This window comes from Ramlibacter pinisoli (assembly GCF_009758015.1).
GTDB classification, from domain to species: domain Bacteria; phylum Pseudomonadota; class Gammaproteobacteria; order Burkholderiales; family Burkholderiaceae_C; genus Ramlibacter; species Ramlibacter pinisoli.
Map to the genome: position 1 here is coordinate 858,477 of NZ_WSEL01000009.1, position 13,636 is coordinate 872,112.

Annotated in this window: 14 protein-coding genes; 7 read left to right on the forward strand and 7 right to left on the reverse strand. The window is 71.3% G+C overall.

The window, feature by feature from the left end:
- Window positions 1-12: 12 nt before the first annotated feature.
- The 4 genes from GON04_RS18505 to GON04_RS18520 form a co-directional block, all read right to left on the reverse strand.
- Complete coding sequence (locus GON04_RS18505) at window positions 13-795, reverse strand: enoyl-CoA hydratase (RefSeq protein WP_181653654.1); 783 nt, start codon at window positions 793-795, stop codon at window positions 13-15.
- Window positions 788-1,990 (reverse strand): CaiB/BaiF CoA transferase family protein, encoded by a 1,203-nt coding sequence (locus GON04_RS18510; RefSeq protein WP_338051007.1) that lies wholly within the window; start codon window positions 1,988-1,990, stop codon window positions 788-790. The genes GON04_RS18505 and GON04_RS18510 overlap by 8 nt, the downstream gene beginning before the upstream one ends.
- Window positions 1,991-2,162: 172 nt before the next feature.
- Window positions 2,163-3,128, reverse strand: a complete 966-nt coding sequence (locus GON04_RS18515; RefSeq protein WP_181653773.1) for a tripartite tricarboxylate transporter substrate-binding protein — start codon at window positions 3,126-3,128, stop codon at window positions 2,163-2,165.
- Window positions 3,129-3,180: 52 nt separating this feature from the next.
- Window positions 3,181-4,410, reverse strand: a complete 1,230-nt coding sequence (locus GON04_RS18520) for a pyridoxal-phosphate-dependent aminotransferase family protein (RefSeq protein ID WP_157399496.1) — start codon at window positions 4,408-4,410, stop codon at window positions 3,181-3,183.
- Between the two features lie 97 nt (window positions 4,411-4,507).
- On the opposite strand from GON04_RS18520, the gene GON04_RS18525 reads away from it, so the two are divergent.
- The 7 genes from GON04_RS18525 to GON04_RS18555 all read left to right on the forward strand — a co-directional run bounded on the left by GON04_RS18525 (window position 4,508) and on the right by GON04_RS18555 (window position 10,790).
- Window positions 4,508-5,203, forward strand: a complete 696-nt coding sequence (locus tag GON04_RS18525; RefSeq protein WP_157399497.1) for a GntR family transcriptional regulator — start codon at window positions 4,508-4,510, stop codon at window positions 5,201-5,203.
- Complete coding sequence (locus GON04_RS18530; protein ID WP_157399498.1) at window positions 5,200-8,274, forward strand: FAD-binding and (Fe-S)-binding domain-containing protein; 3,075 nt, start codon at window positions 5,200-5,202, stop codon at window positions 8,272-8,274. Before GON04_RS18525 ends, GON04_RS18530 begins: the two co-directional genes overlap by 4 nt.
- Window positions 8,275-8,319: 45 nt before the next feature.
- The gene (locus GON04_RS18535; RefSeq protein WP_157399499.1) at window positions 8,320-8,781 is read left to right on the forward strand and encodes a GNAT family N-acetyltransferase; all 462 of its coding nucleotides are present in this window, start codon (window positions 8,320-8,322) and stop codon (window positions 8,779-8,781) included.
- A gap of 81 nt (window positions 8,782-8,862) precedes the next feature.
- A complete protein-coding gene (locus GON04_RS18540; protein ID WP_157399500.1) occupies window positions 8,863-9,075 on the forward strand; it encodes a hypothetical protein in 213 nt (70 codons plus the stop codon).
- 120 nt (window positions 9,076-9,195) lie between these two features.
- Window positions 9,196-9,966, forward strand: coding sequence for a fumarylacetoacetate hydrolase family protein (locus tag GON04_RS18545; RefSeq protein WP_181653655.1), 771 nt, complete (start codon window positions 9,196-9,198; stop codon window positions 9,964-9,966).
- A 100-nt stretch (window positions 9,967-10,066) separates the two neighbouring features.
- Window positions 10,067-10,495: a DUF3995 domain-containing protein gene (locus tag GON04_RS18550; protein ID WP_157399501.1), complete on the forward strand. Its 429-nt coding sequence runs from the start codon at window positions 10,067-10,069 to the stop codon at window positions 10,493-10,495.
- A gap of 52 nt (window positions 10,496-10,547) precedes the next feature.
- Entirely contained in the window at window positions 10,548-10,790 is a 243-nt protein-coding gene (locus GON04_RS18555; protein WP_157399502.1) for a DUF1653 domain-containing protein, read from the forward strand.
- A gap of 51 nt (window positions 10,791-10,841) precedes the next feature.
- Here the strand turns inward: GON04_RS18555 and GON04_RS18560 are convergent, their stop codons facing one another.
- Genes GON04_RS18560 through GON04_RS18570 form a run of 3 tightly spaced genes read right to left on the reverse strand, consistent with a single transcriptional unit; the run spans window position 10,842 to window position 13,599 of the window.
- A complete protein-coding gene (locus tag GON04_RS18560; protein ID WP_157399503.1) occupies window positions 10,842-11,819 on the reverse strand; it encodes a Bug family tripartite tricarboxylate transporter substrate binding protein in 978 nt (325 codons plus the stop codon).
- Window positions 11,816-12,562 carry a DUF4286 family protein gene (locus GON04_RS18565; protein WP_157399504.1) on the reverse strand — a complete coding sequence of 249 codons (747 nt, stop codon included), beginning with the start codon at window positions 12,560-12,562 and terminating at the stop codon, window positions 11,816-11,818. Before GON04_RS18565 ends, GON04_RS18560 begins: the two co-directional genes overlap by 4 nt.
- Window positions 12,559-13,599, reverse strand: coding sequence for a zinc-dependent alcohol dehydrogenase (locus GON04_RS18570; protein ID WP_157399505.1), 1,041 nt, complete (start codon window positions 13,597-13,599; stop codon window positions 12,559-12,561). Before GON04_RS18570 ends, GON04_RS18565 begins: the two co-directional genes overlap by 4 nt.
- Window positions 13,600-13,636 lie beyond the last annotated feature (37 nt).

Sequence of the window (13,636 nt, forward strand, 5' to 3'; positions counted from 1 at the left end):
CGGTGCCGAAGCTTAGGCGCCCCGCCAGGCGGGACTGCGCTTGTCCACGAAGGCCTGCACGCCCTCGCGGAAGTCGGCGCTGCCGTAGCACCGGCGGATGAGGTCCTCGGCGTCCGGCAGGTCGCGGTGCAGCAAGCGGTTGAAGGCCTGCTTGCTGACCTGCTGGGTGACCGGCGCCAGCGCGGCGAGCCGCTCGCACAGCTGGTCGCTGGCCGCGTCGAGCTCCTGCGGCGCAGCGACCTGCAGCAGGTAGCCGGCCGCCAATGCCTCGTCGGTGCCCAGCAGCTCGGCCAGCAGCAGCAGGCGCTCGGCGCGCGGACGGCCGAGCGCCGCCACCAGCCGGGCCACGTTGGCCATCGACAGGCAGTTGCCCAGCGTGCGGGCGATCGGCACGCCGAACCTGGTGCCCGGCGTGGCGATGCGGAAGTCGCAGGCCGTGGCGATGGCCAGGCCGCCGCCGATGGCCCAGCCCTCGAGCACGGCCACCGTGGGCATGGGCAGCGACTCGAGCAGGCCGACGCAGGCGTCGATGCGCTTCTCGTAGGCGACGCCGTCCTCGCCGCGACTGAAATCGAGGAACTGGGCGATGTCGGTGCCGGCCACGAAGGCCTGGCCGCCGGCGCCGCGGAAGCGCACCACGCGCACGGCGGGGTCGTCCTTCAGTCGCGTGCAGATCGCGGTGAGCGCTTCGTACATCGCCCACGTCATCGCGTTGCGCGCCTGCGGCCGGTCGAAGGTGACCGACGCGACGGCGCCGTCGATGCGCAGATGGACCTGGCCGTCCGCCTCAGGCACCGAAGGCTCCCGATGCCATCAGGTGCTCGCGCTCGTCCTCGCCGATGCCCAGCTCGGCCAGCACCTCGTGCGTGTGCTCGCCCAGCAGCGGCGGGTGCCGCCGCACCTGCTGCGGCGTGCCCGAGAGCTTCACCGCGAAGCCGATGTTGGGCACCTTGCCCTCCTTCGGGTGGTCGATCTCCATGCGCATCTGGCGCGCCTTGCCGTGCTCGCTGCCGAACGCCTCGGGGTAGGACAGGATGGGGCCGGCCGGGATGCCGTTGGCCAGCAGCGTGTCGACCCAGTAGTCCTTGGGCTTCTGCTTGAAGGTGGCCTCCAGCTCCTCCTGCAGCGCCTGCCGGTTGGCCAGCCGCAGCGCGATGGTCGAGAAGCGCTCGTCCTGCAGCAGTTCCTCCCGGCCCATCAGCGTGCACAGCTGCACCCAGAGCTTCTGGTTGTTGGCGCCCATGACGAACCAGCCGTCCGAGGAGGCCATCGCCTGGTAAGGGGCGGTCATCTTGTTGGCGGTGCCCAGCGGCTCGGGCGGCTTGCCGGTGCCCCAGTAGTCGCAGATGTCCCAGACCGAGAACGCCATCGCCGAGTCGAACAGCGCGGCGTCCACGTACTGGCCCTGCCCCGTGGTCTTGGCGCCGATGTACGCCGACAGCGTGCCGTAGACCGCGAACAGCGCGCAGCCGATGTCGGCCACCGGCACGCCGGCCTTGACCGGGGGGCTGTTCGGGTAGCCGGTGACGCTCATCACGCCCGACATGGCCTGCGCCATCAGGTCGAAGCCGGGCCGGTCGGCCCAGGGGCCGGTCTGGCCGAAGCCCGAGATGCTGGTGTAGACCAGCCGCGGGTTGACCTCCTTGAGCACCTCGTAACCCAGCCCCAGCCGCTTCATCGCGCCGGGCCGGTAGTTCTCGATCAGGATGTCGGCCTCCTTCACCAGCCGCAGCAGCACCGAGCGGCCGGCGGCGGACTTCAGGTCGAGCACGACGCTGCGCTTGTTGCGGTTCATGTTCAGGAAGCCCAGGCTGTCGGGCCCCTTCATCTTGAACCCCATGGCGCCGCGGGTCTGGTCACCGGTCCTGGGCGGCTCGATCTTGATGACGTCGGCCCCGAGGTCGCCCAGCAGCATGCAGGCATACGGGCCGGCCATCACCTGGCTGATATCGAGAACGCGGACGCCTTGGAGGGGGAGAGGTCGGGTCACTTCAATGTCCTGGAAAGCGGGAGCGGACTCCCGTACGCGAAGGGCGCGAAAGTCTCGCGAAAGAGGAGAAAGCCAAGTTCAAGGAATCCGGGGCCCCGTCGCTCGGACGGACCAGGCTTTCGGATGGACGCGAAACCTTCGCGTCCGGAGGTCCGCCTTCAACGGCGGCGCGTCAGACGTCGCCCTTGACCCCGCCGTCCTTGATGATCTTGGCCCACTTGCGGATCTCGACCTGCGTGAAGTCGTGGAACTTCTCGGTCGAGCCGCCGCCGTCCTCGGCGCCGGAAGCCTGCAGCTTCTCGATGACGTCGGGCATGACCATGACCTTGTTCATGTCCTCGTTCATGCGCTTGGCCATCGCCACCGGCATCTTGGCCGGGCCGACCAGGCCGTACCAGGTGGTGGCCTCGAAGCCCGGGAAGCCCGACTCGGCCATCGTCGGCACGTTGGGATAGGCCTTGGCGCGCGCCAGGCGGGTCTGGGCGATCGGGATCGCCTTGCCGCTCTTCACGTGCGGCGTGGCGGCCGTCATGGTGTCGAAGCTGTACTGGATCTGGCCGCCGATCAGGTCGGTGAGCATCGGGCCCGAGCCCTTGTACGGCACGTGGATGGCCTTGACTTTGGCGGCCAGCATGAACATCTCCAGCGCCAGGTGCTGGGCCGAGCCGTTGCCGGCCGAGCCGAAGCTCACCTGGCCGGGGTGCCTGCGGCACAGCTCCACGAGGTCCTTCACGGTCTTGGCCGGCTGCTGCTCGTTGCAGATCAGCAGGTTGGGCGTCACGCCCACCAGCATGATGGGCTGGAAGTCCTTCTCGGGGTCGTAGTTCAGCTTCACCAGCGCGGGCGTGATGGCCTGGCTGTTGATGTGGGCCATGAGCAGCGTGCTGCCGTCGCCGGGCTGCTTGGCCACGTAGTCGGCGGCGATGGTGCCCGAGGCGCCCGCCTTGTTCTCGACGATGACCTGGGTCTTCCACATGTCGCCGAGCTTCTGTCCGATGACCCGCGCGAGGATGTCGGTGCCGCCGCCGGGCGCGAAGCCGACGATGATGCGCACCGGCCCGGTGGGCAGGTTCTGCGCCCGCACCAGGGGCGCGGCGACGGTCGCCGCCAGGCCGGCCGTGAAGGTTCTGCGTTGGATCATGTGCTTGGTCTCTCTCTTTGGTACTGCAGTCTTGGGAAGAAGTGCTGGTTCAGGCGGCCTTCAGCAGTGCGACCTGCGCCGGGTGCCCGGCGAAATAGTCCATCGCCGCCTGGACGCCCGAACCGGCGAGCTTGACACCGGAAAGCTTCAGGCCCATTTCGCACCCTGACAAAGCTGCCATCAGGGTGAGGTCGTTGCAGTCGCCCAGGTGGCCGATGCGGAACATGCGGCCCTTGATCTTGCCCAGGCCGGTGCCCAGCGACAGGTCGAAGCGCTCCCAGATCAGCTGGCGCACCTTGTCGGCGTCCACGCCCTCGGGCGTGACCACGCCGGTGAGCACCGGCGAGTAGACCGACGGATCGGCGCACTGGATCTCCAGGCCCCAGGCCCGCACCGCCGTGCGCACGCCCTCGGCCCAGCGCCGGTGGCGTGCGAACACGGCCTCCATGCCGCCCTGTGCCGGATCGAGCAGCATGTCGCAGGCCTCGGCCAGCCCGTACAGCAGGTTTGTGTTGGGCGTGTACGGGAAGTAGCCGGTCTTGTTCATCTCGACCATCTCGTCCCAGGCCCAGAACGCCTTGGGCAGGCGGGCGGTCTTGCTCGCTTCCAGCGCACGCGGCGACAGCGCGTTGAAGCTGATGCCCGGCGGCAGCATCAGGCCCTTCTGCGAGCCGCTGATGGTGACGTCGACGCCCCAGGCGTCATGCCGGTATTCGGCCGAGGCCAGGCCGGAGATGCTGTCGACCAGCAGCAGGGCCGGGTGGCCGGCCGCGTCGATGGCCTTGCGCACCGCCTGGATGTCGCTGGTGACGCCGGTCGACGTCTCGTTGTGGACCACGCACACCGCCTTGATCCGGTGCTGGGTGTCCTGGCGCAGGCGCTCGCCGATCATGTCGGCCTGCACGCCGCGGCGCCAGCCTTCCACGCCCGGCAGGCCGATGGTCTCGGCCTCGAGGCCCAGGCGCTTGGCCATCTTGATCCACAGCGCGGCGAAGTGGCCGGTCTCGTACATCAGCACCGCGTCGCCGGGCGACAGCACGTTGCACAGCGCCGCTTCCCAGGCACCGGTACCGGACGCCGGATAGATCACCACGGGGTGCTTGGTCTGGAACACCTGCTGGATGCCCGCCAGCACCTTCTTGCCCAGGCCGGCGAACTCGGGTCCGCGGTGGTCGATGGTGGGCAGGCTCATGGCCCGCAGGATGCGATCGGGCACCGGGGAAGGGCCCGGGATCTGCAGGAAGTGGCGGCCGGTGGGGTGGTAGTCGAGGGTCAGCATGGCCGCCATTGTTTGCATACAAAATTCATCTGTCAATTCCCCTTCACTGTTGGCTCAGGGTTTGACCTGACAGGAATTTGCATACAAAATACTCCGAATGACCGCTGACATCATCGCCATCCCGCGCGGGAGCCTGCACGACCAGGTGGCCAGCCGCCTGCGCCAGATGCTGGTGGAGGGCCGCATCCGGCCGGGCGCCAAGCTCAACGAACGCGAACTGTGCGAGGTGCTGGAGGTGTCGCGCACGCCGCTGCGCGAGGCCATCAAGATGCTGGCCGCCGAAGGCCTGGTCGAGCTGGTCCCGCACCGCGGCGCCATCGCCGTCGAGCTGGACGAGCAGGCGGTGCGCAACACCTTCGAGGTGATGGGCGGGCTGGAGGCGCTGTCGGGCGAACTGGCCGCCCAGCGCATCACCGACGCCGAGCTGGCCGAGATCCGCGCCATGCATTTCGAGATGCTGGCCGCCTTCACCCGGCGCGACCTGCCGGCCTATTACCGGCTCAATGCCCGCATCCACTCGGCGATCAACGCCGCCGCCAAGAACCCGGTGCTCGCCGCCACCTACGAACGCATCAACGCCCGGCTGCAGGCCCTGCGCTTCCGCTCCAACCAGGACGAGCAGAAGTGGAAGGTGGCCATCCGGGAACACGAGGCCATGATCGATGCCCTGGCGGCACGCGATCCCGCCGCCATGCGGCGGGTGCTGGCCATCCACCTGAAGAACAAGCTGGACGTGGTGCTCGAGCAGCTGCACGCCGGCCGCGACCAACTTCCCACCGGAAGCACCTCATGAACGCCCCGCTCCCCCTGACCGTCGCCCGCGAGGCTGCCGGTGCCTACGACCGCGTCGCCGCCGCCACCAACGAAGTCGCCGGCCGCCTGGCCGAGCGCCTGGCCCGCGAAACCCGCGGCGAAGTCCTGTTCACACCGGCCGACCGCGGCCGCTACGCCACCGACGCCTCCATCTACCAGCAGGTGCCCATCGGCGTCTTCGTGCCGCGCACCAGCGACGACGTGAAGCTGGCGCTGGACATCTGCCGCGACCTGCAGGTCCCTATCGTCCCGCGCGGCGGCGGCACCAGCCAGTGCGGCCAGACCGTGGGCGCCGGCCTCGTCATCGACCACACCAAGCACGTGCGCAACGTGCTGGAGCTGGACCCCGAGGGCCGCACCGCCGTGGTCGAGCCCGGCATCGTGCTGGACCACCTGAACGCGCAGCTGAAGGCGCACGGCCTCTGGTACCCGGTCGACGTGTCCACCAGCGCGCAGGCCACGCTGGGCGGCATGGCGGGCAACAACTCGTGCGGCAGCCGCAGCATCGCCTGGGGCAACATGGTCCACAACGTGCGCGGCATCGAGGCCTGGACGGCCGACGGCGCGCTGCACCGCTTCGGCCGCTTCGACGAGGCCACCGGCTGGGTGCGCGGCATGGGCGAGCAGGTGCAGGCCCTGGCGGCCACGCTGGCGCCCGAGATCGACGCCCGCTGGCCCAAGGTGTTGCGCCGCGTCGCCGGCTACAACCTCGACGTCTTCCGCAACCAGAACCCCAAGCCCTACACCGCCGACGGCTCGGTCAACCTGGCGCACCTGCTGGTCGGCAGCGAGGGCACGCTGGCCCTCACCCGCAGCCTGACGCTGCAGCTGTCGCCGCTGCCCAAGGCCAAGGTGCTGGGGGTGGTGAACTTCCCGACCTTCTACAAGGCCATGGACACGGCCCAGCACATCGTGAAGCTGGGCGAAGGCACGCTGACCGCGGTGGAACTGGTCGACCGCACCATGATCGAGCTGTCGCTGCAGAACCCGGCGTTCGCGCCGGTGGTGCGCAGCGCCGTCATCGGCCGGCCCGACGCGGTGCTGCTGGTGGAGTTCTCGGGTCCCGAGAAGGGGCCGCTGATGCGGCACCTCGACCGGCTCGTGGAGCTGATGGGCGACCTGGGCCTGCCCGGCTCGGTGGTGCGCCTGGAGGACGACGCGGCGCAGAAGAACCTGTGGGAGGTGCGCAAGGCCGGCCTCAACATCATGATGAGCCTCAAGGGCGACGGCAAGCCGGTGAGCTTCATCGAGGACTGCGCCGTGCCGCTGGAGCACCTGGCCGAGTACACCGATGCACTCACCCGGGTGTTCCGTCGGCACGGTTCGCGCGGCACCTGGTACGCGCACGCCTCGGTCGGCACCCTGCACGTGCGGCCCATCCTCGACATGCGCCGGGACGGCGCGCAGAAGATGCGCGCCATCGCCGAGGAAGCATCGGCCCTGGTGCGCGAGTACCGCGGCGCCTACAGCGGCGAGCACGGCGACGGCCTGTGCCGCGGCGAGTGGATCCAGTGGCAGTTCGGCCCCCGCATCACCGAGGCCTTCGGCCGCATCAAGCAGCTGTTCGACCCGGGCCAGCTGCTCAGCCCCCGCCGCATGATCGACCCGCCGCGCATGGACGACACGCGGCTGATGCGCTTCCCGCCCAGCTACAGGGTCATCCCCCTGCAGCCGGCGCTCGACTGGCAGTCGTGGAACGTGCAGAACGACCCGGCCACCGAGAAGACCACCCGCCCCGGCACCGGCGGCGACCCCGCCCAGGGCTACGCCAAGGCGGTGGAGATGTGCAACAACAACGGCCACTGCCGCAAGTTCGACGCCGGCACCATGTGCCCCAGCTACCGCGTCACGCGCGACGAGCAGCACCTGACGCGCGGGCGCGCCAACACGCTGCGGCTGGCGCTGTCCGGCCAGCTCGGCCCGGACGGCATCGCCAGCCCCGCGGTGAAGGACGCGCTCGATCTGTGCGTCTCCTGCAAGGGCTGCAAGCGCGACTGCCCGACCGGAGTCGACATGGCCAAGATGAAGGTGGAGTTCCTGCACCACTGGCATGCGAAGCACGGGCGCAGCCTGAAGGACCGCCTGATCGCCGGCCTGCCCGACTACGCGCGCACCGCCGCCCGCTTCGCGCCCCTGCTCAACCTGCGCAACCGCATCCCGCTGCTGGCCACCCTGGGCGAAAAGCTGCTCGGCTTCTCGGCCCGGCGCAGCCTGCCCGAGTGGCAGTCCGACCACTTCTTCGCCCGGCCGCACGGCACCGCGACCCGGGAGGAAACGCTGGCCGCCGAGCGCCCCGTGGTCCTGTTCGTCGACACCTTCAACGGCTACTTCGAGTCGGCCAACGCCCAGGCCGCGCTGCAGGTCCTGCGCGCGGCCGGCTACACCGTGCACGTGGCCGCCAAGGCGCAGGACGACGGCAAGCACCTGTGCTGCGGCCGCACCTACCTGGCCACCGGCCAGGTCGAGGAAGCCCGGGCCAAGGCGCGCGAGGTGGTCGAGGCGCTGGGCCCGTTCGCCGACAAGGGCATCGCCATCGTCGGCCTGGAGCCGTCCTGCCTGCTCACGCTGCGCGACGAGCACCTGTCACTGGGGCTGGGCAAGCCGGCCGAGACCATCGCCGCCAATGCGCTGCTGCTGGAGGAGTTCCTGGCACGCGAACTGGCGGCCGGCCGCCTCGACGGCCTGAAGGACAGGCTGCGTCCGGTGGACAAGCCCATCCTGGTGCACGGCCACTGCCACCAGAAGGCCTTCGACGCCGTCTCGCCGGTGCTGCAGCTGCTGGCACTGATCCCGGGCGCCAAGCCGCAGCTGGTGGAAAGCAGCTGCTGCGGCATGGCGGGCGCCTTCGGCTACGAGGCCTCGCACCACGACGTGTCGATGCAGATGGCCGAACTGAGCCTGCTGCCCGCCGTGCGCCAGTCGCCCGACGCCATCGTGGTCGCCGACGGCACCAGCTGCCGCCACCAGATCCACGACGGCGCCGACCGCGAGGCGGTGCACGCGGTGGCGTTGCTGGCGCGCCAGTTGCGGGCCTCGGAGGCGAAGGCGTAGGTCGTCGAAAGCCGGACTCCCGTCCGCGAGGGGCACAATGCACCGATGTCGACCCCTGTGATCCGTTCCGTCCTGCCTGGCGACGAGCCCGCCTGGCGGCGGCTCTGGCGGGGGTACTGCGAGTTCTACGCGGTCCACCTGCCCGACGAGGTCACGCAGCGCACCTGGAAGCGCATCCTCGATCCGGACTCGGGCGTGATGTGCGTGCTGGCCGAGGTCGAGGGCCGCGTCGCCGGCTTCGCGCACTGCGTCGTGCACGAGAACACCTGGGAAATCCAGCCGGTGTGCTACCTCGAGGACCTGTTCGTCGATCCCGACCGGCGCGGCGCCGGCGTCGGCAAGGCCCTGCTCGAGTGGCTGCGCAACGCGATGCGCGCCGAGGGCTGGGCGCGCCTGTACTGGGTGACCCACAAGGACAACGCCGATGCACGCGCGTTGTACGACCAGTTCGCCAAGGCCGACGACTTCGTGCGCTACGTCGTGCGTGACAAGTCACGCCAGGCCTGAAAAAGTTCCATTGTCGAGTTGGCGAAGGTGCGACACCGCACCTAGACTGCGCGCTCCTTGTAGTACCAAAGGCGTTCGCGCATGACAGCTCCCCTTCGCGCCATTCCCACTCCCGCCCAGCAGAAGGCCGCCGCCGACCTGGCCAGCCTGCCGGTGGAAATGTTCTCGCTTGGCAGCTCCACCCTGTTCAACGTCCAGGCCTCGCTCATGCTGTATGGCTGGCGCCAGTCGATGGAGGCCGGCCAGCGGATGGCCGAGGCGTTCGGCGCGCAGGCTGCGGCGCCGCGGCGCTGAACCCGCGCGGCTGGCCGCTGCGCCTGCCCGGCGCGTGACCTGCGACAAGAGGCCGCGAACAGTCGCGCCGACGCATCACTCGGGTGGGCAGGCGGCTTGCGTTGCGGTAGCCTGTCCGGCGTGAGCCAAAACGCCCTCCACACCCTCTCCGAAGCCCTGCTCGCCGCCCGGCGCGCAGGCCCGGCGCTCGACGACGCCGCGTACGCCCGCCACATCGGCAGCGCCGACGACGCCTATGCCGTGCAGCACGCGCAGTTGGCGGCGCTGGACGGCGCCGGCACCGTGCCGCGCCACTGGAAGTCGGGCGGCGCCTCGCGCGAGGCCACCCTCACCCATGCCCCGCTGCCGCGCGCCGGCGTGCTGGCCAGCGGCGCCGATGCCAGCCAGCTCGGGCTGCGCCACCTGCTGGTCGAAGCCGAGATCGCGCTGCGGCTGGCGCGCGACGTCACCGCTGCCCAGGCGGCGGCGCTGTCGCACGGCGCCGTCGACGGCCTGGTCGACGCGATGTGCGTGTCGATCGAGATGGTCGATTCGCGCTGGGAGCGCTACAGGGAAGCGCCGGCGCTGCTCAAGCTGGCCGACTTCCAGTCGCACGGGGCGCTGGTGCTGGGCGAGTTCGTGCCCTACCAGGCCCGCGACTGGGCGCGCCAGGAATGCCGGGTGCGCATCGGCGACTGCAAATGGCGGCTGTTCACCGGCACCCACTCGCTGGGCACGCCCGAGTGGCTGCTGCCGATCTGGCTGCGGCACGCGACGGCCAAGACCGGCGCCACCGTCCCGGCGGGCACCGTCGTCACCACGGGCACCTGGTGCGGGCTGCTGCAGGCCCGCCGCGGCGACGTGGTGGAGGTCGGGTTCGACGGCGTCGGCGAGGCGAAAGTCCGCCTGTGAGCCGGCGGCCCACCGCGCCGGCGCCCGCCGGCGCGTCCGGGCCTTCTTGTCGCCTGCCGCCAGCCCGGCGCCGCCGTGCCGGCGCCACCCCAACCTGTCCATGACCACCGCCCTGGCCGTCGTCGTGTGCGCCGTCTTCCTCCTGCTCGCGGCATGGCATGTGCGCATGGCTTTCGCCGGACATGGCGGCGAGAGCGGCGCCGTGCCCAGCGTGGACGGCAAGCCGCTGTTCGCGCCGTCGCCGCGCGCCACCCTCGCGGTCGGCTGCGCGCTCCTGGCCTTCGCCGCCCTGGTCGCCAGCACCGCGGGCCTGCTGCCACCCGTGCTGCCCCCGGCCCTGCTGGCCTGGCTGTCGGGCGGCCTGGCGCTCGGCCTGCTCGCCCGCGCGATCGGCGAGTTCCGCTATGTCGGCTTCTTCAAGCGCGTGCGCGGCAGCCGGTTCGCGCGGCTGGACACCTGGGTCTACTCGCCCCTGTGCCTGCTGCTGGCCATCGGCGTCGCGCTGGTGGCGTGGGGCCGCCATCCCTGACGCCACACCCCCGGCAGCCCGCCTGCCCCTACCCCCTGAGACACCCCACGCCATGCCGGACGACCTGCCGCCCCTGCCCGCCACCCCGCTGGGCCGCTACCGCCACTACAAGGGCCGCGACTACGAGGTGATCGGTGTCGCCCGCCACAGCGAGACGCTGGAGCCGCTGGTGGTCTACCGTCCGCTGGACGGCGCCAGCGGCCTGTGGGTACGGCCGCATGCGATGTTCTTCGAAGCGGTCGAGATCGACGGCCAGCGCCGCCCGCGGTTCGCGCGGGTCACGGACGCCGGCTAGCCGTTCCATGACGGGGATGGCGTTGCCCGGCCTGATGCGGGCGCCGCGGCCTCACTCCAGCTTGATGCCCTTGCGCGAGATGATGGCGCCGTAGAGGGCCGTGTCGTCCTGGATGCGCCGCGCCAGTGCGCCCGGCGACGGGTCGTCGACCTTCCAGCCCTGCACCAGCAGCTTCTGGCGCATCTCGCGCGCATCGACGATGCGGGCCAGCTCGGTCGCCAGCCGGGTGCGCGCCGGCGCCGACAGCCGGGCCGGGCCGACGATGGCGTTCCAGACCTCGATGTTCACGCCCTGCACGCCCAGCTCCTCCAGGGCCGGCAGGTCCGGCGCCAGCGGCGTGCGGCGCGCCGAGGTGCTGGCCAGCGCGACGACGCGGCCCGACTGCACCATGGGCGCGGCGGTCGACGCCGGCAGCAGCGCCATCTGCAATTGGCCGCCCAACATCGCGTTGAGGATGGCCGGCCCGCCGGTGTAGGGCACGTGCAGGGCCTCGAAACCGAGCTTCTCGCGCAGGACTTCCATGCCCAGGTGGGTGCCGGCGCCCAGGCCGGTCGATCCGTAGGCCGGCGGCTGCGACGCGGTCTTCACCTGGCGGATGAATTCGCGCGCCGAGCCGGAGCCGGCCGCGCTTTTCGGCGCCACCCACACCAGCGGCGCGGCGCCCACCAGCGCCAGCGGCGTGAAGTCCTTCTGCGGGTCGTAGGGCAGCTGCGGATAGAGGAACTTGGCGCTCGTCAGCGGACCGTTGCCGACGATGCCGATCGTGTGGTCGTCCTGGGCCTTGGCGATCAGGTCGGCGCCGATGTTGCCGCCCGCGCCCGGCTTGTTATCCACCACCACCGGTTGCCCGAGCGCCTTGGCCAGCGGCTCGGCGATCAGGCGTGCCTGCACGTCGGGCGAACTGCCAGGCGGGTAGCCGACGACGAAGCGGATCGGTTTGGACGGCCAGGCCTGGGCGGCCGCCAGCAGCGGCAGGACGGCCAGGCAACCGGCGAGCGCGGCACGCAGCGGGCGGTGGAAGAAGGTCATGGGGTGTCTCCTGGATGGAATCGTTCGTTCAGATCGTCGCGGGGCGGCTGGCGACGCCCGGTCAACGGCGGGAGGGCCTCGCGCCGCACTTCGGTGAGCAGGGTATAGCCCTGCGGCGGCCGCACCGGCGTGGCCACACCCTCCAGCGCCGCCACAAGGCGGTCGGCCTGCGCCGGCAGCGCCGCGCCATCGAGTCCGTGCAGCAGCACCACGGCGTCGCGCCCGGCCTGCAGCGGCTCCTCGCCCGCGTGGTTGGCGATCGGGATCTCGCGCGTGGGCGCATACAGGCCCCAGTCGGCCGCGACCAGCTGACCTTGCCGCACGCCGGCGGTGAGCAGGTCATCGAGCTGGCCGGCCGCGCTGTCGGCCTGCAGCCGCAGGTGCAGAGTGACCAGCTGAGACGCGCTCGACAGCCCGTGCGAGCCGCGCAGCACGCACGGCAGCCGCAGGAAGCCGTTCAGGTGGCCGCGCAGTCGCGCCGTCCAGGCGGTCGGCTCGGCGAACACCTCCGCGTACTCGGCCGTGTCGAGCGCGCCGATCGCGTCCAGCCAGTACAGCGTGAAGTACCGGGGGCCGCCGGGCGCCTCCTGGCGGTAGCGCCGCGCCGCCATGAAGCCCGGCAGGCCGACCCGCTCGGGCACGTGCTCGAAGGTGTGCCAGGCCTCGTACTCGGATTGCAGGCGCGCATCGTCGATGCCGTTCCACAGCGCGAGGAAGGCGCGGGCCGAGGCGGGGCGGCTCACGCTGGCGTGCTCCCGGCCAGGTCGAACAGCACCTTGGTGGCCTGCCGGCTGCGCGCCAAGGCGAAGCCGTCCTGCGCCCGCGCCAGCGGCAGCCGGTGCGTGACCATGGGGCGCAACAGGTCGGCGTGGGCGGCCAGGAACGCCAGCACCTCGGGCCAGGCCGCCTCCGGGGCCCGGTAGGAGCCGCGCAGCTGCTGGTGGTTGCGCACCAGCGCCGTCAGGTCGACCGGCACCGGCGCCGCGTGGATGCCGGTGACCACGAACACGCCGTGCACCTTCAGCGCCGCCAGCCCGGTGGCCACCGCAGCCGGCGAGCCCGCCGCCTCGATCACCACGTCGAAGCGGCCCTCGCGCAGGAACGGCTCCAGGGTCTCGCTTGCGAGGTCGACGAGGTCGTGGAACCCCATCTGCCGAAGCACGGCGAAGCGGGCAGCATCGCCATGGCCGGCCACCACCACCTGGCGGGCGCCGGCGGCGCGCGCGAACACGGCGATGCCGGCGCCGATGTTGCCCGGACCGAGCACCAGCACGCGGTCGCCGGTCCGCACGCCGCCGACCCGCACCGACTCGTGGCTCACGCTCAGCGGCTCGGCCATCGCGGCCAGGTCGGCGTCGACCCCGGCCGGCGCCGGCACGCAGTTGCGGGCCGGCACGCGGACGTGGCTGGCGAAGCCGCCGTCACGGCTGACGCCGATGCCCAGGCGGCTGGTGCAGGCGTCGAAGTCGCCGCGGCTGCAGGCGGCGCAGCGGCCGCAGGTGACGGACGGCCGCACGGCGACCCGCTGGCCAGTGCGCAGCCCCTCGACGCCGGCGCCCAGCGCCGCCACTTCGCCGCTGAACTCGTGGCCGACGGTCACCGGCAGGCGCTCGCGGATGAAGTGGTAGCCGGCGTCCCAGGCGTCGATGTGCAGGTCGGTCCCGCAGATGCCGGCATACAGCACCCGCAGCAGCACCTCGCCGGGGCCGGGTGCGGGTGGCGCGGCCACGGTGTCGAGGTCGAGGCCGGGGGCGGCGTTCAGTTTGCGCAGGGCTTGCATGGGGGCCAGTGTGCGATGGCCGCTGCCAGATGTCCAA

Coding starts and splice junctions, on each gene's coding strand:
- GON04_RS18520 (WP_157399496.1), bottom strand. CDS start 4,410: ATGCTGACCCTCGACTACCACCCCACCGGCCGCCACTTCCTGCAGATC.
- GON04_RS18525 (WP_157399497.1), top strand. CDS start 4,508: ATGACCGCTGACATCATCGCCATCCCGCGCGGGAGCCTGCACGACCAG.
- GON04_RS18530 (WP_157399498.1), top strand. CDS start 5,200: ATGAACGCCCCGCTCCCCCTGACCGTCGCCCGCGAGGCTGCCGGTGCC.
- GON04_RS18535 (WP_157399499.1), top strand. CDS start 8,320: ATGTCGACCCCTGTGATCCGTTCCGTCCTGCCTGGCGACGAGCCCGCC.
- GON04_RS18540 (WP_157399500.1), top strand. CDS start 8,863: ATGACAGCTCCCCTTCGCGCCATTCCCACTCCCGCCCAGCAGAAGGCC.
- GON04_RS18550 (WP_157399501.1), top strand. CDS start 10,067: ATGACCACCGCCCTGGCCGTCGTCGTGTGCGCCGTCTTCCTCCTGCTC.
- GON04_RS18555 (WP_157399502.1), top strand. CDS start 10,548: ATGCCGGACGACCTGCCGCCCCTGCCCGCCACCCCGCTGGGCCGCTAC.
- GON04_RS18560 (WP_157399503.1), bottom strand. CDS start 11,819: ATGACCTTCTTCCACCGCCCGCTGCGTGCCGCGCTCGCCGGTTGCCTG.
- GON04_RS18570 (WP_157399505.1), bottom strand. CDS start 13,599: ATGCAAGCCCTGCGCAAACTGAACGCCGCCCCCGGCCTCGACCTCGAC.